Below are 24,338 nucleotides of genomic sequence, written 5' to 3' on the forward strand. Positions count from 1 at the left end.
AGTTCAGGGTGATCCCAGCGCGACCACGGTGTCTCCGCGCTGTTCGATCAGCGTGGAACCGGCCGCGGCCGGCACGACGGCCGTATCCGCCGGTGGGCGCTCCAGGTCGATATGCCTTACCCCGGTGCCGGTTTCGGCGTTGAACACGTCGTAGCCGTCGGTGACCGGGATCAGCAGTTCGCCGGCCATCATGGTGCCCGGGCCGGTCGGCGCACCGCCCGGTGCGGGCGCGACGGTGTACTTGTAGCGCAGCCCTGCCGCTTCGAAGACCAGCACCGAATCGCCGGTCCACCAGGTGATCAGGTCACCGGCCCGCGACATCGTGGCCGCCGCCGACGGCGCCCGGTCCAGCAGTGTGCTGGCGGTGACCGTACCGGTGTCGTCGACGATGTTGACCACCGGCTTCGGCGTCGGAAGGTACACCGCGGTGGTGGTGTCCGAGACCGCGATCACCCGGGCGTCGGCATCGGATGACACACCGGGCTGCTGCTCGTATTTGACCTCGGGGGTGTCTTCTTCGTCGGACGGGCGCAGCAGGGTCAGGCGCATCTCGGTCTGTTCCGGGCAGGACTCGAGCACCGACACCGCGGCCGAACTTGCCGCCGCCGACACCAGCCGGCACAGCGGTGACTGCGGCACATCGGGTTTCACGCGGGCGTCGAGGGTGCCCCAACCGAGCATGCGGACCATGTCCGAGCGCCACAGTTCCAGGCGGCTGTCGCCGGCCGAGAGCACCGTGCTGCCGTCCGAGGACAACTGCACCTCACGATCGGCGTAGGCGGTGCGAGCCGGGCCGCGCTTGCCGGTCCCGGCGTCGATGGTGCTTGCCTGCCCGCAGCCCCGTGCATCCGGGTAGACCGCCACGGCGTACTGGTACACCGAGGTCACCCCGCACAGCTCGAGATCGCGGGCATAGCGCCACAATTCGTTGCCGGAGACCGGATCACGGCCGATGACGCCGTCTCCGTCACCGGTCACCAGCGCACCTGCCACCACCAGGGGCATCGTGGTCTTGGCGCTCGGTGCCGACCACAGTTGCCTGAGACTGGTCGGCACCTGGGTCGCCGGCGTGAGGGTCGGCACCGGCTCGGCGGCCGGCGTGCTGATGGTGGCGCGGGCATCGCTGGTCCACCAGATCAGTGCCGCGGCCACGGCGACGACCAGGACGATGGCCGCGGCCGCGATCAGATCGCCGCGCGTGCGGCGTTCCGGTTGAACCACTTAGCCGGCGGCAGGAGTGCTGGTCTTGCGCGGACGACGGCGGCGGCGGCGCTTGGCCGGCGCGTCGGCACCCTCGGACTCCGAGCCCGCATCATTGGCCGGACCTTCGGTGCCGTCCTGCGGTGCGGGCGCAGCCTCACCCTCCGGATGGCCGGTCGCGGGCTGGCCGGCGCGGGTGCGCTGCCGGGTGCGGTTGCGGTTGCGGGCCGGGCGTTCGGTGCGCTCGACGCGTTCGGTGCGCTCCCCTTCGGTGCGGGGCTTGGACTTGCGCGGCGCGGCTGTCAGGGAACCGGTCACGTCGGCCGGGATCTTCAGCTCGGTGTACAGATGCGGTGAGCTGGAATAGGTTTCGACGGGATCGGGATTGTTCAGGCCCAGCGCCTTGTCGATCATCGTCCAGCGCGGCAGCTCATCCCAGTCGACGAGGGTGACCGCGATACCGGTCTTGCCCGCACGCCCGGTCCGGCCGATGCGGTGCACGTAGGCCTGCTCGTCCTCGGGGATCTGGTAGTTGATGACGTGGGTGATGTCGTCGATGTCGATACCGCGGGCAGCGACGTCGGTGGCGACCAGCACGTCGACCTCACCGGTGCGGAAAGCCTTGAGCGCCTTCTCGCGTGCGATCTGGCCGAGGTCACCGTGCACGGCGCCGACCTTGAAGCCGCGCTCGGCGAGCTCGTCGGCGACCTTCTGCGCGGTGCGCTTGGTGCGGGTGAAGATCATGGTGGCGCCGCGGCCCTCGGCCTGCAGGATCCGGCCGACCATCTCCACCTTGTCCAGCGCGTGGGCGCGGTAGGCGAACTGCTCGGTGGTGTCGTGGGTCTGCGAGGACTGCGGAGCCTCGGCCCGGATATGGGTGGGCTGGTTCATGAAGGTGCGCGCCAGCGTGATGATCGGGCCCGGCATGGTCGCCGAGAACAGCATCGACTGCCGGTCATCGGGGGTCAGCCGCAGGATCCGCTCGATATCGGGCAGGAAGCCCAGATCGAGCATCTCGTCGGCCTCGTCGAGCACCAGCACCGACAGGCTGCCCAGCTGCAGGTGTCCCTGCTGCGCCAGGTCGAGCAACCGGCCCGGGGTGCCGACGACGACGTCGACGCCCTTGCGCAGCGCCTCGATCTGGGGCTCGTAGGGGCGCCCGCCGTAGATGGAGGTCACGACGAACTTGCGGTCCGCGTGGCCTTCCACGTCGTCGGCGCGCAGGTACTTGGAGGCCAGCTCCAGGTCGCTGTAGACCTGCAGGCAGAGCTCGCGGGTGGGCACCACGATGAGGGCGCGCGGGGTGCCGTTGAGCGGGCGGCCACCGTCGGTGGTGATCCGGTGCAGCAGCGGTACGCCGAAGGCGAGGGTCTTGCCCATACCGGTGCGGGCCTGCCCGATCAGGTCATCGCCGGCCAGCGCGAGCGGCAGGGTCAGCTCCTGGATGGCGAAGGCGTGTTCCTTGCCGGTCTCGGCGAGGGCCCGGACGATCTCCTCGCGGACGCCCAGCTCGGCGAACGAGATTGCCGGCTTGGTCTCGGGTGCGGTCAGTTCGGGTGTTTCGGGTGCAGTCAGGTCAGGTGAAGTCATATTTGTGGTCGGCGTAGCTTTCGCTGCCGTCAGCCTTTCGGTGTCAATCCTCGTCGCGTCCACGCGCGCACGACGATGACGAGTAAAAGGCGGGTATACCCAGGTAGACGGGGGATACCGCTCCGTCGGGCCCTGCCAATCGAGGGCGGGCCAAACCACGTGCACGCACATTTCTCAGGCAGCGGCTGGTCGTAAAAAGTCGCAGATGGAGCTCGAAACGCCACTACCTGACTTCCATGATAGCTGGTCAACCCGCTACCCGAGCGCCAGATGGGCCGGAGACTAGAGTTGGGCCATGATTTCACCGACGCCGCAGACGTCGTCCACGCAGCCTGTCGTCCCCGCCGGCGAGACTCGGACGCCGGGCGTGTCGGTCGATCAGCCCGGTGTCACCGAACTGTTCGCCCTCCTCGCGTACGGCGAGGTGGCCGCCTTCTACCGGCTGACCGAAGAGGCCCGGATGGCGCCGAATCTGTCCGGCCGGATCAACATGGCCAGCATGGCCGCCGCCGAGATGCGCCACTACGAAGTGCTGCACGAGGCGTTGGCCGCCCGCGGGGTCGACACGGTGCGGGCGATGACGAAGTTCGCGCCCGCACTGGAGAACTACCACCGCTTGACCACCCCGAGCACCTGGCTGGAAGCGTTGGTCAAGACCTATATCGGTGATGCGCTGGCAGCCGATTTCTATCTGCAGATCGCCGACGCGCTGCCGCCAGAGGCCTCCGACGTGGTGCGCTCGGTGCTGGCTGAGACCGGGCACTCGCAGTTCGTGGTGTCCGAGGTACGGGCCGCGGTCACCGCCAGCGACCGGCAGCGTCACCGACTGGCGCTGTGGTCGCGGCGACTGCTCGGTGAGGCCATCACCCAGGCCCAGTTCGTGCTCGCCGATCACGACGAACTGGTCGACCTGGTGATCAGCAGCAGCGAGGGGCTCGCCCAGCTCTCGGAGTTCTTCGATCAGCTGCAGCGCACCCACACCAGCCGCATGCAGGAACTCGGCCTGGCCTGACCGGCTACCGGGTGCAGGTCGTGATCATCGTGTTGTTGGCCTGAACCGCCACGGCGGCGCCGCTGCCGTCGACGATCGAGCAGTTGAGTTGGCCGCCGACGCTGGTCGCCGTCACCGATGTCAGCGACACCCCCGGATCGAGGGTGACGGTCTTCACCCACGGCAGCGCCACGTTGACGTCGGTCTGCAACGCGCCCTGCTGGTCGGTGTAGATGACGGTGATCAGATCGATCAGCTGCCGGTTGCCGGTCACGTGATAGGTCACGGTGCGCGCGGCCAGCGCCGGATCGGCCACCGGCGCCTCGGGGACCACGACGGGTGCCGGAGCGGTCGGGATCGGCTCCGGGACGGGAGCGGCGGTGGCGCTCGGGGTGACCGTGGTGACGGTCTCGGGCGGTAGCGCCGGGACCGCCGGTGCCGGGGCGGTGGCGCTGGGGGCGACGGTCGCCGAGGGCTGCGCGCTGGGTTCGGCGTCCGCGGACGTGGTGGCGCCCGCGGAGACGGTGCCGCTGTCGCCGCCACCGAGGATGATGCCGGTGCAGATGACCGCGACCATCAGGATGACGCCCGCGACGCCGGCCACCCAGATCCAGCGACGGTCCAGCGGCTCGTGGTAATCGGCCGGGAACTCGTACTCGGTGTAGTCGGTGTCGATCTCGTCGTCATAGGCGACCTCGTCGTAAGCGGGGTCGTAGGTGTCGTAGTTGGCGTACGTCGCACGCGGGACGCGTCCGTAGCCGGCGCCTCGCCGGGCGGCCCGGCGGCGCTCACGGTCGCTGCGGTACTCGGTCTGCTGATCGGCTTCCGGGTCGGTCGGTGCGGCTGACTGGTAGCCGTTGCCCGAAGAGCGGTCGCGAGTGCTCGAATATGGCGCATATTGCCTGCTCATAACCTATTTCCCAGATAGTTTCGGCACGTACTCCACCGATGTTAATGGGACAGATGTGACAGATGATGTTGACGCGGTCGCGGTCCGGTCACGGTCCGGACTCGGTCTGATCAGGGTGCTTCGCTCACGGCGCAACGACCACGGCGGCGCGATCCGGAGTGCGTCCACTAGCCTTTGACGAAGCATCGCCAACCAACCGAAAGGCCCGCAGCGTGGACATCAAGATCGGGGTCACCGACAGCCCGCGAGAGCTGATCATCAGCACCGCGCAGACACCCGACGAGGTGGAACAAGCGATCGTCAAGTCACTGGGTGACGCGACGGCCGTGCTCGCGCTGACCGACGAGAAGGGGCGCCGCTACCTGGTGCCGTCGGCGAGGATCGCCTACGTCGAGATCGGAGCGGCCGACAGCCGCAAGGTCGGCTTCGGGGTCGGCGCAGAGGCCATCAAGACCAGCTAGTGCTCAGCTGGCCCGGTCCTCAGGACCGGGTCAGCGGCACGTGTGACAGACCGCCCCAGGCGAACTGCACCGTGCCCTCGACCGCCGCGTCCTTGGAGATCGGCCGGTCGTTGTCCAGCCAGTAACGCGCGCAGTCGACGCTGGTGGACACCAGCCCCACCGCGATCATCCGGGCGCGGTGGGCTTCCAGTCCGGAATCCCGGCTGATGAGGTCGAACACCGCGTCGGTGCACGACTCGGTGGCGACCTTCACCTGAGCGGCCACCTGTGGCTCGGTGACGTAGTCGTTCTCGAAGATCAGCCGGTAGCCCTGGCTGTCGTGCTCGACGAACTCGAAGAACGCCTGCACCGCCGCGCGCAGTCGCTGCCGGTTGTCCGTGGTGGTGCGCAGCGCCTGGCGCACACCGGAGACCAGGTTGTCGACATGGCGCTGCAGGACCGCGAGGTACAACTCCAGCTTTGACGAAAAGTGTTGGTACAGCACGGGCTTGCTGACACCGGCCCGGTCGGCGATCTCATCCATACCGGCGGCGTGGTAGCCGCGGTCGACGAAGACCTCGCTGGCAGCAATAAGCAGTTGGCCGCGTCGTTCGTCGCGGGGCAGACGGTTGCCGCGCCGGTTGCCGCCGGTGCCCGCCTTGGCGCCCCGCGCTCCGGCGGCGTTGGCGAGATCGCTCATTACGTCCTCAATTTCACAAATTGTGCTGCTCACGCTCGTGCGCTGGTGTGCGCGTCATCGACGGGTGAACCTGCCGATCGACACGACATTACTACCGCACGCTGGGGGAGCGCCCGGTGTCGGTGCCCGTGTCGGTGGCGCGGCTGTGCCATCCTGGTTCGGTGACCTACGACCCGGGGCGTCGCGTCGGCGACCGTGCCCGGGCAGGGCAGGGCAGAAGCGACCCGGGAAACCGGTTCACCGGGGACTCCGGTGACCGGTACAACGATCAGGGCGCCCGGTACAACGACCAAGGCGTCCGGTACCGCGGCCAGGAGCGCAGCCAGCGCACCGACCCGGACCGCGTGCCCGTGCGGCGCGATGACCAGCGTGAGCCGTTGCGGGCCCAGCGCGACCCGCTGGCCGATGATCAGGGTCGCCCCCGGGCCAACCGCGACGAGCACCAGCAATGGCGCAAGCAGACCTGGCTGGGCCGCTTCGTCTCGACCTACGGCTGGCGGGCCTATGCGCTGCCCATCCTCGCCGTCGTCACCTGCGTCGTCCTGTACCAAACGGTGACCGGCACCGGCACGGCTCCCACCCCGGTCAACGCCGAGGGACCCGTGCAGGGCCCGCCCACCATCGACGCCCCCAGCACCGCGATCGTCGGCGCACCGCCGAAAGGGCTGACCGAATTCGACGCCAACCTGCCGACCGGCATCCTGCCCGGCGGCGGCCCGTTCACCCAGGCCGGCGCGAAGACCTGGCACATCGTGCCGGGCACCTCACCCAAGATCGGTCAGGGCACCGAGAAGACGTTCACCTACACCGTCGAGGTCGAGGACGGTCTGGACACCGCATCCTTCGGCGGTGACGAAGGATTCGCCCGGATGGTCAGCGAGACCCTGGCCAACCCGAAGAGCTGGACCCACAACGCCCAGTTCGCGTTCCTGCGCGTGGACAACGACAGCGAGGGCCCGCCGGATTTCCGGGTGTCGCTGACCTCACCGCTGACCATCCGGGAGGGCTGCGGCTACGACATCCCGCTGGAAGCGTCCTGCTTCAACCCCGCCTATCTGGGGGACCAGGCCCGGGTGTTCATCAACGAGGCCAGGTGGGTGCGCGGCGCCACCTCGTTCCAGGGTGACATCGGCTCCTACCGGCAGTACGTGGTCAACCACGAGGTCGGCCATGCCATCGGTTACCGCCAGCACGAGCCGTGCCCGGAGAACGGGGCGCTGGCGCCGATCATGATGCAGCAGACGTTCTCGACGAGTAACAACGACGGTGCCCGGTTCGACCCGGACTCGGTCAAGGCCGACAACCTGACGTGCCGTTTCAATCCGTGGCCGTATCCCATCGCCTGAAACCCTCAGCTCGGCGCACACTGGGAACGTAATGCCCTGAATTGCTGTTGAGTACGTGTGCCTGGTCTGATTGGCCCAGGAAATCGTCGTCGATTCGAGGAGCACACGGTGACGTCGTTGCCACCGCTGGTGGAGCCAGCCGCTGAACTGACCCGCGAAGAGGTCGCCCGCTACAGCCGGCACCTGATCATCCCGGACATGGGCGTGGACGGTCAGAAGCGCCTGAAGAACGCCAAGGTGCTGGTCATCGGTGCCGGCGGGCTCGGCTCGCCGACCCTGCTGTACCTGGCTGCCGCCGGCGTCGGGACCATCGGCATCGTCGAATTCGACGTCGTCGACGAGTCCAACCTGCAGCGCCAGATCATCCACGGCCAGTCCGATATCGGCCGGTCCAAGGCGCAGAGCGCCCGCGATTCCGTGCTCGAGGTCAACCCGCTGGTCAACGTGGTGCTGCACGAGGTGCGGCTGGAGCCCGAGAACGCCGTCGAGATCTTCGAGCAGTACGACCTGATCCTGGACGGCACCGACAACTTCGCCACCCGCTACCTGGTCAACGATGCCGCGGTGCTCGCAGGCAAGCCCTACGTCTGGGGCTCCATTTACCGCTTCGAGGGCCAGGTGTCGGTGTTCTGGGAGGACGCCCCCGACGGGCTCGGCCTGAACTACCGCGACCTCTACCCCGAGCCGCCGCCGCCGGGAATGGTGCCCTCCTGCGCCGAGGGCGGTGTGCTCGGCATCCTGTGCGCCTCGATCGCGTCGGTGATGGGCACCGAGGCCATCAAGCTGCTCACCGGCATCGGCGACCCCCTGTTGGGCCGGCTGATGGTCTACGACGCGCTGGACATGACCTACCGGACCATCAAGATCCGCAAGGACCCGTCCACCCCGAAGATCACCGAACTGATCGACTACGAGGCTTTCTGCGGTGTGGTCTCCGACGAAGCCGCGCAGGCTTCTGCGGGCGCGACCGTGACCCCGAAGGAGCTGCGTGAGCTGCTCGATTCCGGCAAGCCGGTGGCGCTGATCGACGTCCGCGAACCCGTGGAGTGGGAGATCAACCACATCGAGGGCGCCAAGTTGATCCCCAAATCGGTGATCGAGGCCGGCGAAGGCCTGGCGACCGTCCCGCAGGACAAGACCGCGGTGCTCTACTGCAAGACCGGGGTGCGCTCGGCCGAGATGCTCGCCGTGCTCAAGAAGGCCGGCTTCTCCGATGCCCTGCACCTGCAGGGCGGCATCGTGGCATGGGCGAAACAACTCGAGCCCGACATGGTCATGTACTGACACCGTGTCGACCGACGCACCGCTTAGGCTGACGTGCGTGTCTGACGATCTGCCACCCGACCATGTGATGGCGGCGTTTGGTCTGGCCGGCCTGTCGCCGGTTCCGCTGGGTTCCAGCTGGGAGGGCGGCTGGCGCTGCGGCGAGGTCGTGCTGTCGATGGTCGCCGACCACGCGCGCGCCGCCTGGTCGGCCAAGGTCCGCGAGACGCTGTTCGCCGACGGTATCCGGCTCGCCCGCCCGGTGCGCTCCACCGACGGGCGCTACGTGGTCGCCGGCTGGCGTGCCGACACCTTCGTGGCCGGCACCCCCGAACCCCGGCACGACGAAGTGGTCTCCGCCGCGGTCCGGTTGCACGAGGCGACCGCGAAACTGGAGCGTCCGCGCTTCCTGACCCAGCCCCCGGTGGCGCCCTGGTCGGATGTCGACGTGTTCATCGCCGCCGACCGCGCCGCCTGGGAGGACCGACCCCTGCACGGGCTACCCCAGGGCGCGCGGCTGGCGCCCGGCTCGGCCGACGGCCAGAAGTCCGTGGAGCTGATCAACCAGCTCGCCGCGCTGCGCAAGCCGACCCGCAGCCCGAGCCAGCTGGTGCACGGAGATCTGTACGGCACAGTGCTTTTCGCCGGCACCGCGGCGCCGGGCATCACCGATATCACCCCGTACTGGCGGCCTGCCTCCTGGGCGGCCGGCGTGGTGGTCGTCGACGCGCTCGCCTGGGGCGAGGCCGATGACGGCCTGGTCGAACGATGGAATCCGCTGCCGGAGTGGTCGCAGATGCTGTTGCGTGCCTTGATGTTCCGGCTTGCCGTGCATGCGCTGCATCCACGGTCGACGGCGTCGGCGTTCCCGGGTCTGGCCCGCACCGCGGCCCTGGTCCGGCTCGCGCTCTAGGCTCGCCTTCTTTCGGCGAGCAGACGCAAATGGCCCGTAAAGGCGCCTATTTTGGCACCATTTGTGTCTGCTCGCGCCTAGAACGCGTGGCGGTACTCGCGCAGCGGCACCCGGCCGTCGACGGCCAGCACCCCCTCGGCGCGTAACCGCTCCAGCTGCCGGGTGGCCAGGTGCGGCGCCGGCCATCCGGAGGCCCGAATCACCCGGTGCCACGGCAGATCCGAGGAATCGGTGCGCATGATCCACGCCACGATGCGTGGGCTGGACAACCCGGCCTCCTCAGCGAGATCGCCGTAGGTACTCACCCGCCCGGCCGGGATCCGGGCCACGAGCGCCCGCACCACCTCGACCTGATCCTCGGTGATCGGCGCCACGCTCAGGCCAGGTGCCCGCGGATGATCGCTGCGGTCTCAGCGGGCAAAGCCTGGGCCACCATGTGGTCGCAGTCCACCTCGGCCACCGTGAAACTGTCACCGAGCGCGTCGCGCAGGGTGCCGATCAGGGTGTCGGTCGCATACGGGGGAGTGGTGCGGGTGGCCAGCATCAGCGTGGTCGGTGTTCCGCTGCGCGGCAACGGGATCGGCCGGGTCAGCTCGCTCCAGTAGGACATCGCCGCCGGGACGCTGATCCGCCAGCCCACGCGCCCGTTGGGCAACTCGATCAGGTGCTCGTCCAGTTCACGGGTCAACTCCTCGGGGAACGTGGCGGCCACCTCGGCCCACGACCCGGACAGCTTGTCGGCGGTGGCCTCCTCGCGGTCGGGATAATCGGGGGAGGACAGCATCGCGTCGGCGATCTCGGCCATCCAGGCGCCGTCCAGCGCGACCGCCGGATCCAGCAACACCAGCGAGGAAACCAGATCGGGCCGGGTCGCGGCGAGGCTGAGCGCCACCGCGCCGCCGAACGAATGCCCGGCCACCAGGACCGGCCCGCCGCCCTCGGCGTCCAGCAGGGCGGCCAGCGCCGCCACGTTGGCCTCCACCGTCCACGGCGCCGCCCAGGTGGACCGGCCGTGCCCGATCAGATCCGGTGCCAGCACCGAGAACTCGGGCAGATACTCATTGGACAGCGTTTCCCAGCGCCGGCCGTGCCCGGTGAGCCCGTGCACGCCCAGGATCTGGGCCGGCCGGGACGGTCCGTAGCGGTAGGTGTGCAGGCGATCGGTCACGCCTCGATCGTAGGTGCCACCGGACAGTGGGTGCCTGCCGGGCCGTCTGCGCTGGTCAGTGCGACTTGTCGGACCTCCCTGATCAAATGCTGACATGTCCGCGCCGCACACCGATCTCACCCCCGACGCGCTCACCACACCGGGTGTCCGCGGCACGGTGCGGGTGCTCGGCGGCGCCGGCACCGGCAAGAGCACGCTGCTCGTGGACACCGCGGTGGCCCACATCGCCGCCGGCGCGGACCCGGAAAGCGTTCTGCTGCTGACCGGTTCGGCCAAGCTCGGCGCGCAGGCCCGCGCCGCGATCACCGCAGCACTGCTCACCGCCGGTGCGCGCGGTGTGGTGCGCGAGCCGCTGGTCCGCACCGTGCACTCCTACGCCTTCGCGGTGCTGCGCCTGGCCGCGCAGCGCAACGGTGATCCGCCGCCGCGGCTGATCACCAGTGCTGAGCAGCACGGCATCATCCGAGAACTGCTCGCCGGCGATCTCGAGGACGGCGCCGATGGCTGGCCGGTATCGCTGCATCCGGCGCTGGGCACCGCCGGTTTCGCCACCGAACTGCGTGATCTGTTGGCGCGGTGCGCCGAACGCGGTGTGGACCCGGTCGCCCTGCAACGCCTCGGCAGGCTGTCGGCGCGCCCGGAATGGGTGGCGGCGGGACGGTTCGCGGCCACCTACGAGCAGGTGATGTTGCTGCGTTCATCGGTCGGCATGGCCGCACCGCAGGCCACCGTGCCTGCGCTGGGCGCGGCCGAACTGGTCGGCGCCGCCCTGGATGCGCTGGCCCTGGATCCCGCCCTGCTGGCCGCCGAACGCGCCCGGGTCCGCGTTCTGCTGGTCGACGATGCGCAGCAACTCGACCCACAGGCCGCGCTGCTGGTGCGGGTGCTGGCCGCCGGATCCGATCTCGCGGTGCTCGCCGGTGACCCGGATCAGGCCGTGTTCGGTTACCGCGGCGGCGATCCGGCGCTGCTGCGCACCGACACCCCGGCCGTCGTGCTCACCGAATCGCATCGGTGCTCGACGGCAGTGGCCGCCGCGGTCACCGGGATCGCGCGTCGCCTACCCGGAGCCGACGGGCTGCGCGAGTTCACTGGGGCGCCCGGGCGGCCGGGTTCGGTGGCGGTCCGCATCGCGGCGTCCACACACGCCGAGTCCACGCTCATCGCCGACGCACTGCGCCGCGCCCATCTGATCGACGGTGTGCCGTGGTCGCGGATGGCCGTCATCGTCCGCTCGGTGTCGCGGGTGGGCGCCGCGCTGGGCCGCACCCTGACCGCCTCCGGGGTTCCGGTCGATCTGCCCGGCACCGAAGCCGGCCTGGCGCAGCAGCCCGCGGTCCGCGCGCTGCTCATCGTGGCCGACGCGACCGCGAACGGGCTCACCGGCGCGGCCGCGATGGACCTGGTGACCGGACCCATCGGACGGGTCGACCCGGTGTCCCTGCGGCAGTTGCGTCGGGCTCTGCGCCGCACCTTCGGCCATCAGCAGGAGTTCTCCGAGCTGCTGGTGAAATCGGTGCAGCGCGTTCCCGACGGCCTGCCCGCCGATCTGGCGCGCTGCCTGCAACGTGTGCAGACGGTGCTGCGCGCGGCCAAACACAGCCACCGCGGCGGTGAAGACCCCCGGAACACGTTGTGGCAGGCCTGGAATCGCAGCGGTCTGCAGAAGCGTTGGGTCACCCAGGCCGACCGCGGCGGTGCCGGGAGTGCGGCCGCTGAACGCGATCTGGCGGCGGTCACGGCGCTGTTCGACATCGCCGACCAGTACGTCACCAATACCACCGGCGCGACGCTGAGCGGCCTGGTCGACCACGTCCACGCGCTGGAATTGCCGATCACCGGCACCCGCCCGGACCGGGCCGACGCGGTGGCGATCTGCAGCCCGCACGCCGCACTGGAACGGGACTGGGACTTTGTGGTGCTGGCCGGACTTCAGGAAGGGTTGTGGCCCAACACCGTTCCCCGCGGCGGGGTGCTCGGCACCCAGCACCTGGTCGACGTGCTCGACGGCGTGACCGGTTCCGACGGCCCGACGGCCCGGGTGTCGACCCGGGCGCCGTTGCTGGCAGAGGAGCGCAGGCTGCTGATCGCCGCGATGGGCCGCGCCCGTGACCGCCTGCTGGTGACCGCCGTCGACAGTGACACCGGCGATGCCGCGATGCTGCCCTCACCGTTCTGCGCCGAGCTCGCCGCCCTGGCCACCGAGGATCCGGACACCGGCGACGAGCGAGAGATCGTGCCGGCGCCGCGGGTGCTGACGCCGGCCGCGCTGGTGGGCCGGCTACGGGCCGTGGTGTGCGCCCCCGAGGGCGACGTCGAGGCCGACGCCAAGGCATGTGCGGCAACGCAGTTGGCCAGGCTCGCCGAGGCGGGTGTGCCCGGCGCGGACCCGTCGTTGTGGCAGGACCGTACCGAACCCTCGACGTCCGAGCCGCTGTGGTCGGGGGATGACCACGTGAGCACGCTGTCGCCGTCCACGTTGCAGACCCTGACGGACTGTCCGCTGCGCTGGCTGCTGGAACGCCACGGCGGGTCCGACAGCCGCGATGTGCGCTCCGCGGTCGGCACATTGGTGCACGCGCTGGTGTCGGACTCGACCAGGACCGAGAGCCAGATGCTTGCCGAGCTGGAGAGCGTCTGGGCCGGGATGCCCTACGAATCACAGTGGTACGCCGACAACGAACTGGCCCGCCACGGGGCCATGCTCTCGGCGTTCGCGCAGTGGCGCCAATCCACCCGCGACCAGTTCAGCGAGGTCGGCACCGAGGTCGCCGTCGACGGTATGGTGGCCCCCGGCGTGCGGGTGCGCGGACGCATCGACCGCCTGGAGCGGGACAACGCCGACCGGCTGGTGATCGTCGACGTCAAGACCGGCAAGAGCCCGGCGACCAAGGACGACGCCCAGCGCCACGCCCAGTTGGCGATGTATCAGCTCGCCGTCGCCGAGGGTGTGCTGCCCGACGGCGACGAGCCCGGCGGCGGGCTGCTGGTCTACCCGGCCAAGACGACCGCCAGTGGAGTCACCGAACGCACCCAGGATGCGCTGACCGCCGACACGGCCCAGCAGTGGCGCGATACCGTTACCGCGGCGGCCGCAGCGACGCAGGGCCCGCAGTTCGTCGCGCGCGCCAACGACGGGTGCGGACACTGCCCGGTGCGTGCCATCTGCCCCGCCCAGAACCCGGAAGGCCGGTCGTGATCGCCCAGCAGCAGTACAGCCCGGCCGAGCTGTCCGAGGCGCTGGGGCTGTTCGCACCAACCACCGAACAGGCCGCGGTGATCGCCGCGCCGCCGGGCCCACTGGTCGTCATCGCCGGCGCCGGCGCCGGCAAGACCGAAACGATGGCCGCCCGGGTGGTCTGGCTGGTGGCCAACGGATATGCCCGGCCCAGTGAGGTTCTCGGCCTCACCTTCACCCGCAAGGCCGCCGGTCAGCTGCTGCGCCGGGTCCGCACCCGGCTGGCGCGACTGGCCGGCACCGGCATCGGCCGCGACATCCGGGCCGAGGACCCGCCCACCATCAGCACCTACCACGCCTTCGCCGGGGCGCTGCTGCGCGATCACGGGCTGCTGCTCCCGGTCGAGCCCGATACCCGACTGATCGGCGCAACCGAGTTGTGGCAGTTCGCCTTCCGGGTGGTCTGCGATCACCCGCGGGTCCTGGACACCGAGAAATCGCCGGCCGCGGTCACCGCCATGGTGCTGCGACTGGCCGGTGCGCTGTCCGAGCATCTGGTCGACACCGCCGCACTGCTGGACACCCACACCGAGCTGGAACGCCTCATCCACCACCTGCCCGCCGGTGGCAGCCGTGCCGATCGCGGGCCGGCGCAATGGCTGCTCAAGTTGCTTGCCACCCAGAACGAACGCACCGAACTGGTGCCGCTCATCGACGAACTGCACCGCCGCATGCGGGCAGAGAAGGTGATGGACTTCGGCGCCCAGATGTCGGCGGCCGCCCGGTTGGCGGTGGCCGCACCACAGGTCGGTGCCCAGCTCCGGCAGCGCTACCGGGTGGTGTTACTCGACGAATACCAGGACACCGGGCACGCCCAGCGCATCGCGCTGTCATCGCTGTTCGGTGGCGGCGTCGACGACGAGCTGGCGCTGACCGCGGTCGGCGACCCCATCCAGTCCATCTACGGCTGGCGCGGGGCGTCGGCGACCAACCTGCCGCGGTTCGCCACCGACTTTCCGCACGCCGACGGCAGCCCGGCGCCCACCCTGGAACTGCGCACCAGCTGGCGCAACCCGCCCGAGGCGCTGCACCTGGCGAACGCGGTGTCCGAGCAGGCCCGCACGCGGTCGGTGAGCGTACGGGAACTGCTGCCCCGACCGGACGCCGAACCGGGCACCATCCGCGCCGCCCTGCTGTCCGACGTTGTCGCCGAACGCAATTGGGTGGCCGATCAGGTGGCCACCCGCTACCGGGCCACCCCGACGCCGCCGACCGCCGCGGTCCTGGTCCGGCGCAACGCCGACGCGGCGCCGATGGCCGAGGCGCTGACCGCCCGTGGCATCCCCGTCGAAGTGGTCGGGCTGGCCGGGCTGCTGGCGATCCCCGAGGTCGCCGACGTGGTCGCCATGCTGCGCCTGGTGGTCGACCCGACCGGCGGCGCGGCTGCCATGCGGGTGCTGACCGGGCCGCGCTGGCGGCTGGGCGCCCGCGACATCGCGGCGCTGTGGCAGCGCGCCGTCGACCTCGACGTGCCCGCGCCCGGGCAGCTGGGCACCATGGAACGCATCGTGGCTCAGGCGGCGCCCGACGCGGACACCGCCTGCCTGGCAGACGCCATCTGCGATCCCGGCCCGACCGAGCTGTACTCGGCCCCCGGGTATGCGCGCATCGTCGCACTCGGTCGCGAACTCACCGGTCTGCGTGCCCATCTGACGTATCCACTGCCCGAGCTGATCGCCGAGATACGGCGGGTGCTCGGCGTCGACGTGGAAGTCCGAGCGGCCCGCCCGGTGCCCGCGGGCTGGGGCGGCACCGAGCACCTGGATGCCTTCGCTGACGTGGTGGCCGACTTCGCCGCCCGCTCCGATGGTGCACCGGCCGGGTTGCTGGCCTACCTGGATGTCGCCGCGGACGTGGAGAACGGGCTGGCGCCGGCGGAGGTGACGGTCTCGACCGACCGGGTGCAGATCCTCACCGTGCACGCCGCCAAGGGCCTGGAATGGGAAGTGGTGGCCGTGCCGCATCTGAGTGGTCGGGTGTTCCCGTCCACCGCGATGGCCCGCACCTGGCTCAGCGACGCGGGGGACCTGCCGCCGCTGCTGCGCGGGGACAGAGCCACCGTTTCCGAGCATGGGGTACCGGTGCTGGACACCTCTGATGTCAACGACCGGAAGACGTTGTCCGACAAGATCGCCGATCACAAGGACATGCTGGCGCAGCGCCGCGGGGACGAAGAACGGCGGCTGCTGTACGTGGCGCTGACCCGCTCGGAGGACACCTTGCTGCTCTCCGGGCACCACTGGGGCCCCACCGAGGCCAAACCCCGCGGGCCCTCGGAGTTCCTGCTGGAACTCAAGGCCATCATCGACGCCTCGGTGGATGCCGGGCAGCCCTGCGGCGTCATCGACGAATGGGTGCCCGACCCGCCCGACGGTGAGCCGAACCCGTTGCGCGGCAGCATCGTCGAAGCGACATGGCCGGTTCCGGCGGCCGGTGGTCGCCACGCCGATGTCGAGCGGGGCGCCGCCCTGGTCGCCCAAGCCGCCGAAGGAACCGTCGGGTCGGCGTTCGATCCCGAGGACTGGGCGGCCGACGTCGACGCGTTGCTCGCCGAGCGGGAGCGCGCCGCCGAGCAGGCCCCGGTCGAGTTGCCCGGGCAACTCTCGGTGAGCACCCTGGTCGATCTGGGCAAGGATCCCGCGGCCGCCCGGCAGCGGCTACGCCGCAGGCTGCCGGCGCGGCCAGATCCACATGCCCTGTTGGGCACCGCATTCCACGAGTGGGTGCAGCGCTACTTCCACGCGGAACGGCTGTTCGATCTGGACGATCTGCCCGGTGCGGTGGACGGTGACACCGGACGGCTACATGCCGAAGAGCTGGCCGATCTGCAGGCCGCGTTCGCGTCCTCGCCCTGGGCGTCGCGCACCCCGATCGACGTCGAGGTGCCCTTCGACATGATCCTCGACGGGCCGCGCGCCACCGTGGTGCGCGGCCGCATCGACGCCGTCTTCGCCGAACCCGACGGCGGCGCGGTGGTCGTCGACTGGAAGACCGGTGAGCTACCGAGCACTCCGGAGACCCAGCGCCACGCCGCGATACAGCTCGCCGTGTACCGGCTGGCGTGGGCGGGCCTGCAGGGGTGCCCGGTGGAGTCGGTGCGGGCCGCGTTCCACTACGTGCGCAGCGGGGTGACCGTCATGCCGGACACGCTGCCCGACGAGCAGGAACTCGCCGGGTTGTTGAAGGACGCTCAGGCGCTGCGATAGATCTTGTAGGCCTGGGTGATCATCGGGACCTGCAGCGGCAGCCGGGCGACCGCGCCGATGCGCATCCAGACGGGCTTGGCCGGCTCTTGGGACCACAGGCGCACCATGTTGACGTTGGCGGGAAACACCCCGAGGAACAGCGCGATCGAGGCCAGTGCGCCGAACTTGCGGGTTTTCGGCGCGATCAGCAGCGCACCCGCGGCGACCTCGGCGACACCGGAGGCGTGCGTGTAGAAGCGGGCACTGCCGGGCAGCTCGGTGGGCACGATGGTGTCGAACGGCTTGGGCGCCACGAAATGCAGGACGCCCATGCCGACGAGCCATCCACCCATCTTCACGGCACGGCTGGCAGCTGCTTGCTTCTGATCTCCGGATGCGGGGCTTGTCATGGTTACATTGTGACGTGCCCACCCCGTCCCGATCGGTGATACGTGGCCAAAGGTAGATTGCGCCGGCGTTTGGCGGCCGTGAACGAGAACCTGACGTCGCGTCATGACGCCGACCTCGTTGACGTACTCAACATCCCGGAGAAGTTCGTCAGCCCGTGGCGGCGGATCTTCACCCGGGTGCTGTTGGCGCTGGGTGCGTTGTTCGCCGCGGTGCTCATCGTCTACATCGACCGGCACGGCTACCGCGACATCGGTGACAGCCCCAACCCGGACGACCCGCTGTCGTTCCTGGACTGCCTGTACTACGCCACGGTGTCGCTCTCGACCACTGGCTACGGCGACATCACCCCGGTGACGGCCTCGGCCCGACTGGTCAACGTTCTGGTCATCACGCCCCTGCGGGTGGCATTCCTGATCGTGCTGATCGGAACCACGGTCGAGACCCTGACGACCCAGTCGCGTCAGGCGTTGAAGATCCAGCGATGGAGGAAAAGCGTGCGTAACCACACCGTCGTCGTCGGCTACGGAACCAAGGGCCGCACCGCGGTGGCGGCGATGATCGGTGACGATGTCCTGCCCGCCGACATCGTCATCGTCGAGAACAACCCGGCTGCACTCGAGCGCGCCAAGAACGCCGGTCTGGTCACCGTGCGCGGCAGCGCCACCGACTCGGAGATCCTGCGGCTGGCCTCGGCTCAGCACGCCAAGTCGATCATCGTCGCCTGCAACAGCGATGACACCGCCGTCCTGGTCACCCTGACCGCCCGGGAACTCAACCCGCGGGCCAACATCATCGCCGCCGTGCGCGAGGCCGAGAACCAGCATCTGCTCAAGCAGTCCGGCGCGAACACCACCGTCGTCACCTCCGAGACCGCGGGGCGGCTGCTGGGCATCGCCACCCAGACCCCGAGCGTCGTCGAGATGATGGAAGACCTGCTGACCCCCGACGCCGGATTCGCCATCGGAGAACGGCCGGTCGAGCCCAAGGAGGTCGGCGGCTCACCGCGCCATCTCACCGACATCGTGCTCGGCGTCGTCCGCGAGGGCGAGCTGCTTCGGGTGGACGACGAACGGGTAGATGCGCTGGAGCTGACCGATCGGCTGCTCTACATCCGCTCCAAGGAAGACCGGTAACGCTCCGTGAGTTTCACGCTCCGCAACATCCCTCTGTTGTCCCGGGTCGGGGCCGACCGCGCCGACACCCTGCGCACCGATATCGACGCCGCCATCGCCGGCTGGCCCGACGCTCTGGTGCTGCGGGTGGACCGGCGTAACCAGGTGCTGATCGCCGGTGGCAGCGTGGTGCTCGGCAAGGCCACCGGCCTCGGCGACGCCCCGCCAGAGCAGGCGGTCTTCCTGGGCCGCCTCGAGGACGGCCGCCACGTCTGGGCGATCCGCGGCGCGCTGGAGGCGCCCGAGGATCCGACCGTGGAATCCGAGGTGCTCGACCTGCGTCGTGCCGGTGCAATCTTCGACGATGCCAGCGCGCAGTTGGTGTCCACCGCGACCGCCCTGCTGAACTGGCATGACAACGCCCGGTACAGCCCGGTCGACGGGTCACCGACCAAGTCCATCAAGGCCGGCTGGTCGCGGCTGAATCCCGACAACGGCCACGAGGAGTTCCCGCGCATCGACCCCGCGGTGATCTGCCTGGTGCACGACGGCCACGACCGGGCGGTGCTGGCCCGCCAGGCCGTCTGGCCGGAGCGGCTGTTCTCGATCCTGGCCGGGTTCGTGGAGGCGGGGGAGTCCTTCGAGGCCTGCGTGGTCCGCGAGATCTCCGAAGAGGTCGGCCTCGACGTCACCGAGGTGCAGTACCTGGGCAGCCAGCCCTGGCCGTTCCCGCGTTCGCTGATGGTGGGTTTCCACGCACTCGGCGATCCCGAGCAGCCGTTCGCGTTCAACGACGGCGAGATCGCCGAGGCGCAGTGGTTCACCCGCGCCGAGGTTCGCGACGCGCTCGCAGACGGGGACTGGAGTAGCGAATCGACGTCGCGGCTACTGCTCCCCGGATCCATCTCGATCGCCCGCGAGATCATCGAATCCTGGGCGGCGCTGGACTGATCGCTACGGCCCCAGCGCGTCGATGTCCCGCAACACGAGGCGGGCGTCGTCGTGGGTGACTTTCAGCTGGGTCGACACGAAATCCACCCAGGACCGTGCACCGAGAGCGCCCGGCGTGGTCTTCGATTTCAGGGTTGCCAGCAGCCGAAGCTGTTCCTCGCGGGCCAGGTGTTCGGCTCGACCGTAGAGCGCGATGGCGTGTTCCATCGTCGGCCGTGACCGTGACCTCGCCAGCAGTGCTTCGGCTTCGGCGACGAGCGCTGAGCGTTCGGTGCGGAGGGTGTCGATACCCGGAAGACTCTGAGTCATGCATCGAACACTAGTTCGATGCACCGACAGATCTGCCGCGTCAGCTCAGCTTGGCCTTGACCTGCTTGATGTTCGGGTTGGTCAGGGTGGACCCGTCCGCGAACTTCACCGTCGGCACCACATGGTTGCCGTTGTTCACCGACCCGACGAATTCGGCGGCGGACGGATCGGCCTCGATGTCGATCTCGTCCCACGCGATGCCCTCGGCCTTCAGCGCGGTCTTGAGCCGATTGCAGAAGCCGCACCACGACGTGGTGTACATGGTCAGCTGAGCGTTGGTCATGCTGGAAACAACCTATCGACGTCGGTGCGTATTTCCGTGCCAGCCTAGGTGGCGGCACGGGCGCTGCTGATGTCGGAGCCCCCTGCCATGATGGACGGCATGCCGTCCGTCGACAGTCTCCTCGGCGACCTCGATGACGAACAGCGCGAGGCCGTGCTCGCGCCGCGTGGTCCGGTCTGCGTGCTGGCCGGCGCGGGCACCGGCAAGACCCGCACCATCACCCGCCGCATCGCCCACCTGGTGGTGGGCGGGCATGTGGCGCCCGGCCAGGTCCTGGCTGTGACGTTCACCGCCCGCGCGGCCGGCGAGATGCGCAGCCGGTTGCGGGCCCTCGGCGAGCAGTCCGGGGTGCCGACCGCTGCGGTCCAGGCCGTCACCTTCCACGCCGCGGCCCGCCGTCAGCTGCAGTACTTCTGGCCCCGGGTGGTCGGCGACACCGGCTGGCAACTGCTCGACAGCAAGTTCTCGGTGGTGGCGCAGGCCGCCAACAAGGCGGCCGTGAAGGCCAGCACCGATGACGTGCGCGACCTCGCCGGCGAGATCGAATGGGCCAAGGCTTCGCTGATCACCCCCGAGCAGTACGTGGCCGCGGTCGCCCAGGTCCGCCGCGACGTCCCGATGGACGCGGGCACCGTCGCCAAGGTCTACAACAACTACGAGCGGCTCAAGACCCACCGCGACGGCACCGCCCTGCTGGACTTCGACGACCTGCTGCTGCACACCGCTGCCGCGATCGAGAACGACGCGGCGGTCGCCCAGGAATTCCGGGACCGCTACCGGTGCTTCGTCGTCGACGAGTACCAGGACGTCACGCCACTGCAGCAGCGTGTGCTCAACGCGTGGGTCGGCGAGCGCGACGACCTGACGGTGGTCGGGGACGCCAACCAGACCATCTACTCGTTCACCGGCGCCACCCCGAAGTTCCTGCTGGACTTCTCCCGGCGCTTCCCCGAGGCCACCGTGGTACGGCTGGAGCGCGACTACCGGTCCACCCCGGAGGTGGTGTCGCTGGCCAACCGCGTCATCGCGGCGGCGCGCGGCCGGATGGCCGGCAGCAAGCTGCACCTGATCGGTCAGCGTGACCCGGGTCCCAAGCCGTCTTTCGCCGAGCATCCCGACGAGGTGGCCGAGGCCACCGGCGTCGCGAAGAAGGTCAAGAAGCTCATCGAATCCGGCACTCCCGCAGCCGAAATCGCGGTGCTGTACCGGATCAACGCCCAGTCCGAGGTATATGAGGAGGCGCTCACCGAGGCCGGCATCGCCTTCCAGGTGCGCGGCGGTGAAGGGTTCTTCAGCAGGCAGGAGATCCGCCAGGCGCTGCTCGCGTTGCAGCGCAACGTCAACAGCGAGTACGGCGACGATCTGCCCGGCCTGGTCCGGTCGCTGCTGGAACCGCTGGGCCTGACGGCCGAGCCACCCGCAGGCACCCAGGCGCGGGAGCGCTGGGAAGCGCTCGCCGCGCTCGCCGAACTGGTGGACAACGAAGTGGCGCAACGCCCTTCGCTGGACCTGCCGACCTTGCTCGCCGAACTGCGCCAACGGGCCGACTCCAGGCACCCGCCGGTGGTGCAGGGCGTCACGCTGGCCTCGCTGCACGCCGCGAAGGGCCTGGAATGGGATGCGGTGTTTCTGGTCGGGCTGGCCGACGGCACCCTGCCGATCTCGCATGCGCTGTCCCATGGCCCCGACAGCGAGGCCGTCGAGGAGGAACGCCGGCTGCTCTACGTCGGTGTCACCCGGGCGCGGGTGCATCTGGCGCTCAGCTGGGCGCTGGCCCGTACCCCCGGCGGGCGGCAGGGCCGTCGTCCCTCGCGGTTCCTCAACGGGGTGGCCCCCCAGTCCCCGGCCGACGCCGCCCCGGCCCGCCCGAAGCGCGCCAAGGGTGCCACCCCGCGCTGCCGGGTCTGCAATGGCCCGCTGAACAGCCCGACGGCGATCATGCTGCGCCGCTGCGAGAGCTGCCCGTCCGACATCGACGTCGAACTGCTGGCCGAACTCAAGGATTGGCGGCTGCGCGTCTCCCAGGAGATGAAGGTGCCGGCGTTCGTGGTGTTCACCGACAACACGCTGATCGCCATCGCCGAGACGCTGCCCGCTGATGCCGCCGCCCTCGTCGCGATTCCCGGTATCGGTGCCCGCAAGCTGGAGCAGTACGGCCCCGATGTGCTGGCGCTGGTGAAAGCCCGGTCCTGAGGCCGGGTCGCAACGTCGGCCAAGTTTCACACATATTCCGCCAAACCCGCTGGTCAGAAATTCGCTTGTGCGTTTGCACTGTTAGGCTCTAGCCTCAAGATCACAAGTTCCGTGTGGGACTACATCTTTGTCTGGCGAGAGGAGGGATTCGGCATCATGACGATTTTCACAATGCAGCAAGGCGTAAACGTCAGTGGCATGCCGCTGTCCGCCCGCGCCGTCGTCGGCATTCCCGCCGCGCATCGAGCTGGTTGGGCGCCCGCTGCCGCCGCGCCGCAGCACAAGCGCCGCACCGCCGAAACGACCGCCGAGTCCGTGAAGTGGGGCACCACCTAGGTAGCCCCCAGCACCGCCGAAAAGGCCACGGACCCGCGCAACCGGATCCGTGGCCATTGTTTTCGGAACACCCGAACACCCTGGTCACCCGGTCCGGACAAGTACACCGACACCGAAGAAACGACCAGGAAGTAGGGAAAGACATGTCCGTCCAGACATGCCCGCAACGATTACTGCCCGCGGTGCCGTGCCACGAGGCCGATCCCGACCTGTGGTTCGCCGAGAGCCCCAGCGAACTGGAGCGCGCCAAGGCGCTGTGCGCGGACTGCCCGATCCGGAGCCTGTGCCTCGACGAGGCGCTGGAACGTCAGGAGCCGTGGGGAGTCTGGGGTGGCGAGATCATCGAACGCGGAACCATCGTGGCGCGCAAGCGGCCCCGTGGACGTCCGCGTAAGGACGCGCAAGCGGCCTGACGAAATACGTCAGGCCGCTTGTCGGCGCGCTATGCGGCGTCGGTGAAGCCCGGAACCAGTTCGGTGGCAATGGCTTTCATCGGAACGTGGGCGTCCAGCTGGCAGCAGATCGCGATGGTCGACGCGATCACGCGCAGCGGGATGGCCAGGTTCGCCGGCAGGTCGAGCTGGCGCGCCATCTTGATCTGGGCCACCGAGTTGTCCATCTGTCCGGCCGCCATCCGCTGCAGCCAGCGCCGGGTGTAGTGGAAGACCTCGGTCTGCACCGGTTCCACGTACTGGCGCAGCATGTCGTCGACTTCCTGGGCCGAGACTTCCTGACCCTTCTGGATGAACCCGGCGGCTTCCATCGCCGGTAGCAGCTCGACGTAGTTCTTGTCCCGGGCCAACCGGATGCACTTGCCGAGTGCGGGCGGGAAACCACCGGGAAGCGGTGCGACAGCACCGAAATCGATGACGCCCATGCGGCCGTCGGGCATCAACATGAAGTTCCCGGGGTGCGCGTCGCCGTGCATCATCTCCAGGCGCTCGGGGGCGCCGAAGGTCAGTTCGGTCAGCCGGGTGCCCATCGCATCGCGCTGCTCGGGGGTGCCCTCGCGGATGATCACCGACATGGGGATGCCTTCGATCCATTCGGCGATGACGACCTTGGGGGCACTCGCGATCACCGCGGGCACCACGAAATGCGGATCGTCGGCGTAGGCCTTGGCGAACGCGCGCTGGTTGTCGGCTTCCAGCCGGTAGTCCAGCTCCATCTCGGTGCGCTCGATGAGTTCGGCGACGACACCGTCGATATCGGCGCCCGGGGCGAGTTGTTTGAACACACTGGTCAACCGCTGGATGGTCTTGAGGTCGGCGCGCAGGGCCTCATCGGCACCGGGGTACTGGATCTTGACCGCGACCTCGCGACCGTCGGACCACACCGCTTTGTGCACCTGGCCGATGCTGGCCGACGCGATCGGCTTGTCGTCGAAGGACTGGAACCGTTCGCGCCATTTGGTGCCGAGCTGTCCGTCGAGGACGCGGTGCACCTTGGCCGCGGGCAGCGGCGGGGCTTCGCGCTGCAGCTTGGTCAGCGCCTCGCGGTAGGGCTTGCCGTACTGCTCGGGGATCGCGGCTTCCATCACCGACAGGGCCTGGCCGACCTTCATGGCGCCGCCCTTGAGTTCCCCCAGGACGGTGAACAGCTGCTGTGCAGCCTTGTCCATCAGCTCCGCGGTGACCTCGTCCCGGGATTTGCCGGCCAGTCGCTTGCCGAACCCGAGCGCGGCCCGTCCGGCAAAGCCGACGGGAAGGCTGGCGAGCTTCGCGTTTCGCGCGACGCTGCCTCGTTTGATTTCGGACACCTAACCATCATCCACGACGGGCCTGAATATGCCGCAACGA

22 protein-coding genes are annotated in these 24,338 nt (G+C 69.4%); 12 read left to right on the forward strand and 10 right to left on the reverse strand.

Annotation, left to right across the window (positions count from 1 at the left end; genetic code table 11):
- Nucleotides 1-3: 3 nt before the first annotated feature.
- Nucleotides 4-1,221, reverse strand: coding sequence for an Rv3212 family protein (locus tag ASE48_RS08985; RefSeq protein WP_057166730.1), 1,218 nt, complete (start codon nucleotides 1,219-1,221; stop codon nucleotides 4-6).
- Complete coding sequence (locus ASE48_RS08990; protein WP_082614077.1) at nucleotides 1,222-2,790, reverse strand: DEAD/DEAH box helicase; 1,569 nt, start codon at nucleotides 2,788-2,790, stop codon at nucleotides 1,222-1,224.
- A gap of 295 nt (nucleotides 2,791-3,085) precedes the next feature.
- Between ASE48_RS08990 and ASE48_RS08995 the strand changes: the two genes are divergently transcribed.
- A complete protein-coding gene (locus tag ASE48_RS08995) occupies nucleotides 3,086-3,802 on the forward strand; it encodes a ferritin-like fold-containing protein (protein ID WP_082614078.1) in 717 nt (238 codons plus the stop codon).
- Between the two features lie 4 nt (nucleotides 3,803-3,806).
- Here ASE48_RS08995 and ASE48_RS09000 read toward each other — a convergent pair whose 3' ends face one another.
- On the reverse strand, nucleotides 3,807-4,691 hold the full coding sequence (locus ASE48_RS09000) for a hypothetical protein (RefSeq protein ID WP_057166731.1): 885 nt from the start codon (nucleotides 4,689-4,691) through the stop codon (nucleotides 3,807-3,809).
- Nucleotides 4,692-4,903: 212 nt separating this feature from the next.
- On the opposite strand from ASE48_RS09000, the gene ASE48_RS09005 reads away from it, so the two are divergent.
- The gene (locus ASE48_RS09005) at nucleotides 4,904-5,152 is read left to right on the forward strand and encodes a DUF3107 domain-containing protein (RefSeq protein WP_057166732.1); all 249 of its coding nucleotides are present in this window, start codon (nucleotides 4,904-4,906) and stop codon (nucleotides 5,150-5,152) included.
- Between the two features lie 19 nt (nucleotides 5,153-5,171).
- Here ASE48_RS09005 and ASE48_RS09010 read toward each other — a convergent pair whose 3' ends face one another.
- A complete protein-coding gene (locus ASE48_RS09010) occupies nucleotides 5,172-5,831 on the reverse strand; it encodes a TetR/AcrR family transcriptional regulator (RefSeq protein ID WP_057166733.1) in 660 nt (219 codons plus the stop codon).
- Between the two features lie 344 nt (nucleotides 5,832-6,175).
- On the opposite strand from ASE48_RS09010, the gene ASE48_RS09015 reads away from it, so the two are divergent.
- The 3 genes from ASE48_RS09015 to ASE48_RS09025 all read left to right on the forward strand — a co-directional run bounded on the left by ASE48_RS09015 (nucleotide 6,176) and on the right by ASE48_RS09025 (nucleotide 9,353).
- A complete protein-coding gene (locus tag ASE48_RS09015) occupies nucleotides 6,176-7,177 on the forward strand; it encodes a DUF3152 domain-containing protein (protein ID WP_057166801.1) in 1,002 nt (333 codons plus the stop codon).
- 108 nt (nucleotides 7,178-7,285) lie between these two features.
- Nucleotides 7,286-8,461 carry an adenylyltransferase/sulfurtransferase MoeZ gene (moeZ, locus tag ASE48_RS09020; protein WP_057166734.1) on the forward strand — a complete coding sequence of 392 codons (1,176 nt, stop codon included), beginning with the start codon at nucleotides 7,286-7,288 and terminating at the stop codon, nucleotides 8,459-8,461.
- A gap of 37 nt (nucleotides 8,462-8,498) precedes the next feature.
- On the forward strand, nucleotides 8,499-9,353 hold the full coding sequence (locus ASE48_RS09025; RefSeq protein ID WP_057166735.1) for a TIGR02569 family protein: 855 nt from the start codon (nucleotides 8,499-8,501) through the stop codon (nucleotides 9,351-9,353).
- A 77-nt stretch (nucleotides 9,354-9,430) separates the two neighbouring features.
- Here the strand turns inward: ASE48_RS09025 and ASE48_RS09030 are convergent, their stop codons facing one another.
- Entirely contained in the window at nucleotides 9,431-9,727 is a 297-nt protein-coding gene (locus ASE48_RS09030) for an MGMT family protein (protein WP_057166736.1), read from the reverse strand.
- A gap of 2 nt (nucleotides 9,728-9,729) precedes the next feature.
- Nucleotides 9,730-10,521, reverse strand: a complete 792-nt coding sequence (locus ASE48_RS09035) for an alpha/beta hydrolase (protein ID WP_057166737.1) — start codon at nucleotides 10,519-10,521, stop codon at nucleotides 9,730-9,732.
- 94 nt (nucleotides 10,522-10,615) lie between these two features.
- On the opposite strand from ASE48_RS09035, the gene ASE48_RS09040 reads away from it, so the two are divergent.
- Both ASE48_RS09040 and ASE48_RS09045 read left to right on the forward strand, forming a co-directional pair.
- Nucleotides 10,616-13,720 carry an ATP-dependent DNA helicase gene (locus ASE48_RS09040; protein WP_057166738.1) on the forward strand — a complete coding sequence of 1,035 codons (3,105 nt, stop codon included), beginning with the start codon at nucleotides 10,616-10,618 and terminating at the stop codon, nucleotides 13,718-13,720.
- The gene (locus tag ASE48_RS09045; protein ID WP_235570966.1) at nucleotides 13,717-16,965 is read left to right on the forward strand and encodes an ATP-dependent helicase; all 3,249 of its coding nucleotides are present in this window, start codon (nucleotides 13,717-13,719) and stop codon (nucleotides 16,963-16,965) included. Before ASE48_RS09040 ends, ASE48_RS09045 begins: the two co-directional genes overlap by 4 nt.
- Here the strand turns inward: ASE48_RS09045 and ASE48_RS09050 are convergent.
- Nucleotides 16,950-17,354 (reverse strand): DoxX family protein, encoded by a 405-nt coding sequence (locus ASE48_RS09050; protein ID WP_057166739.1) that lies wholly within the window; start codon nucleotides 17,352-17,354, stop codon nucleotides 16,950-16,952. The two genes, ASE48_RS09045 and ASE48_RS09050, sit on opposite strands and share 16 nt — an antisense overlap.
- A 42-nt stretch (nucleotides 17,355-17,396) precedes the next feature.
- Here ASE48_RS09050 and ASE48_RS09055 point away from each other — a divergent pair, with 42 nt between their 5' ends.
- Both ASE48_RS09055 and nudC read left to right on the forward strand, forming a co-directional pair.
- Nucleotides 17,397-18,488 carry a potassium channel family protein gene (locus ASE48_RS09055; protein WP_057166740.1) on the forward strand — a complete coding sequence of 364 codons (1,092 nt, stop codon included), beginning with the start codon at nucleotides 17,397-17,399 and terminating at the stop codon, nucleotides 18,486-18,488.
- A gap of 6 nt (nucleotides 18,489-18,494) precedes the next feature.
- Complete coding sequence (nudC, locus tag ASE48_RS09060; RefSeq protein WP_057166741.1) at nucleotides 18,495-19,418, forward strand: NAD(+) diphosphatase; 924 nt, start codon at nucleotides 18,495-18,497, stop codon at nucleotides 19,416-19,418.
- A gap of 3 nt (nucleotides 19,419-19,421) precedes the next feature.
- On the opposite strand, the gene ASE48_RS09065 is transcribed toward nudC, so the two are convergent.
- Both ASE48_RS09065 and mrx1 read right to left on the reverse strand, forming a co-directional pair.
- Nucleotides 19,422-19,727, reverse strand: coding sequence for a hypothetical protein (locus ASE48_RS09065; RefSeq protein WP_057166742.1), 306 nt, complete (start codon nucleotides 19,725-19,727; stop codon nucleotides 19,422-19,424).
- Nucleotides 19,728-19,767: 40 nt separating this feature from the next.
- Entirely contained in the window at nucleotides 19,768-20,010 is a 243-nt protein-coding gene (gene mrx1 / locus ASE48_RS09070) for a mycoredoxin Mrx1 (protein WP_057166743.1), read from the reverse strand.
- A gap of 99 nt (nucleotides 20,011-20,109) precedes the next feature.
- On the opposite strand from mrx1, the gene ASE48_RS09075 reads away from it, so the two are divergent.
- The 3 genes from ASE48_RS09075 to ASE48_RS09085 all read left to right on the forward strand — a co-directional run bounded on the left by ASE48_RS09075 (nucleotide 20,110) and on the right by ASE48_RS09085 (nucleotide 22,952).
- Entirely contained in the window at nucleotides 20,110-22,203 is a 2,094-nt protein-coding gene (locus ASE48_RS09075; protein ID WP_162264208.1) for an ATP-dependent DNA helicase UvrD2, read from the forward strand.
- 111 nt (nucleotides 22,204-22,314) lie between these two features.
- Entirely contained in the window at nucleotides 22,315-22,539 is a 225-nt protein-coding gene (locus ASE48_RS09080) for a hypothetical protein (protein ID WP_057166744.1), read from the forward strand.
- A 143-nt stretch (nucleotides 22,540-22,682) separates the two neighbouring features.
- Nucleotides 22,683-22,952 carry a WhiB family transcriptional regulator gene (locus tag ASE48_RS09085; protein WP_057166745.1) on the forward strand — a complete coding sequence of 90 codons (270 nt, stop codon included), beginning with the start codon at nucleotides 22,683-22,685 and terminating at the stop codon, nucleotides 22,950-22,952.
- A 29-nt stretch (nucleotides 22,953-22,981) separates the two neighbouring features.
- On the opposite strand, the gene ASE48_RS09090 is transcribed toward ASE48_RS09085, so the two are convergent.
- On the reverse strand, nucleotides 22,982-24,298 hold the full coding sequence (locus ASE48_RS09090) for a macrolide-binding ATPase MABP-1 (RefSeq protein WP_057166746.1): 1,317 nt from the start codon (nucleotides 24,296-24,298) through the stop codon (nucleotides 22,982-22,984).
- Nucleotides 24,299-24,338 lie beyond the last annotated feature (40 nt).

Origin of the sequence: Mycobacterium sp. Root265 (assembly GCF_001428895.1) — a bacterium.
Taxonomy (GTDB): domain Bacteria; phylum Actinomycetota; class Actinomycetes; order Mycobacteriales; family Mycobacteriaceae; genus Mycobacterium.

What these genes read in the sequence shown, in the direction of transcription:
- ASE48_RS08990 (WP_082614077.1), bottom strand. Translation starts at nt 2,790, where the DNA reads ATGACTTCACCTGACCTGACTGCACCCGAAACACCCGAACTGACCGCA.
- ASE48_RS08995 (WP_082614078.1), top strand. Translation starts at nt 3,086, where the DNA reads ATGATTTCACCGACGCCGCAGACGTCGTCCACGCAGCCTGTCGTCCCC.
- ASE48_RS09000 (WP_057166731.1), bottom strand. Translation starts at nt 4,691, where the DNA reads ATGAGCAGGCAATATGCGCCATATTCGAGCACTCGCGACCGCTCTTCG.
- ASE48_RS09010 (WP_057166733.1), bottom strand. Translation starts at nt 5,831, where the DNA reads ATGAGCGATCTCGCCAACGCCGCCGGAGCGCGGGGCGCCAAGGCGGGC.
- ASE48_RS09040 (WP_057166738.1), top strand. Translation starts at nt 10,616, where the DNA reads ATGTCCGCGCCGCACACCGATCTCACCCCCGACGCGCTCACCACACCG.
- ASE48_RS09050 (WP_057166739.1), bottom strand. Translation starts at nt 17,354, where the DNA reads ATGACAAGCCCCGCATCCGGAGATCAGAAGCAAGCAGCTGCCAGCCGT.
- ASE48_RS09065 (WP_057166742.1), bottom strand. Translation starts at nt 19,727, where the DNA reads ATGACTCAGAGTCTTCCGGGTATCGACACCCTCCGCACCGAACGCTCA.
- mrx1 (WP_057166743.1), bottom strand. Translation starts at nt 20,010, where the DNA reads ATGACCAACGCTCAGCTGACCATGTACACCACGTCGTGGTGCGGCTTC.
- ASE48_RS09075 (WP_162264208.1), top strand. Translation starts at nt 20,110, where the DNA reads ATGCCGTCCGTCGACAGTCTCCTCGGCGACCTCGATGACGAACAGCGC.
- ASE48_RS09085 (WP_057166745.1), top strand. Translation starts at nt 22,683, where the DNA reads ATGTCCGTCCAGACATGCCCGCAACGATTACTGCCCGCGGTGCCGTGC.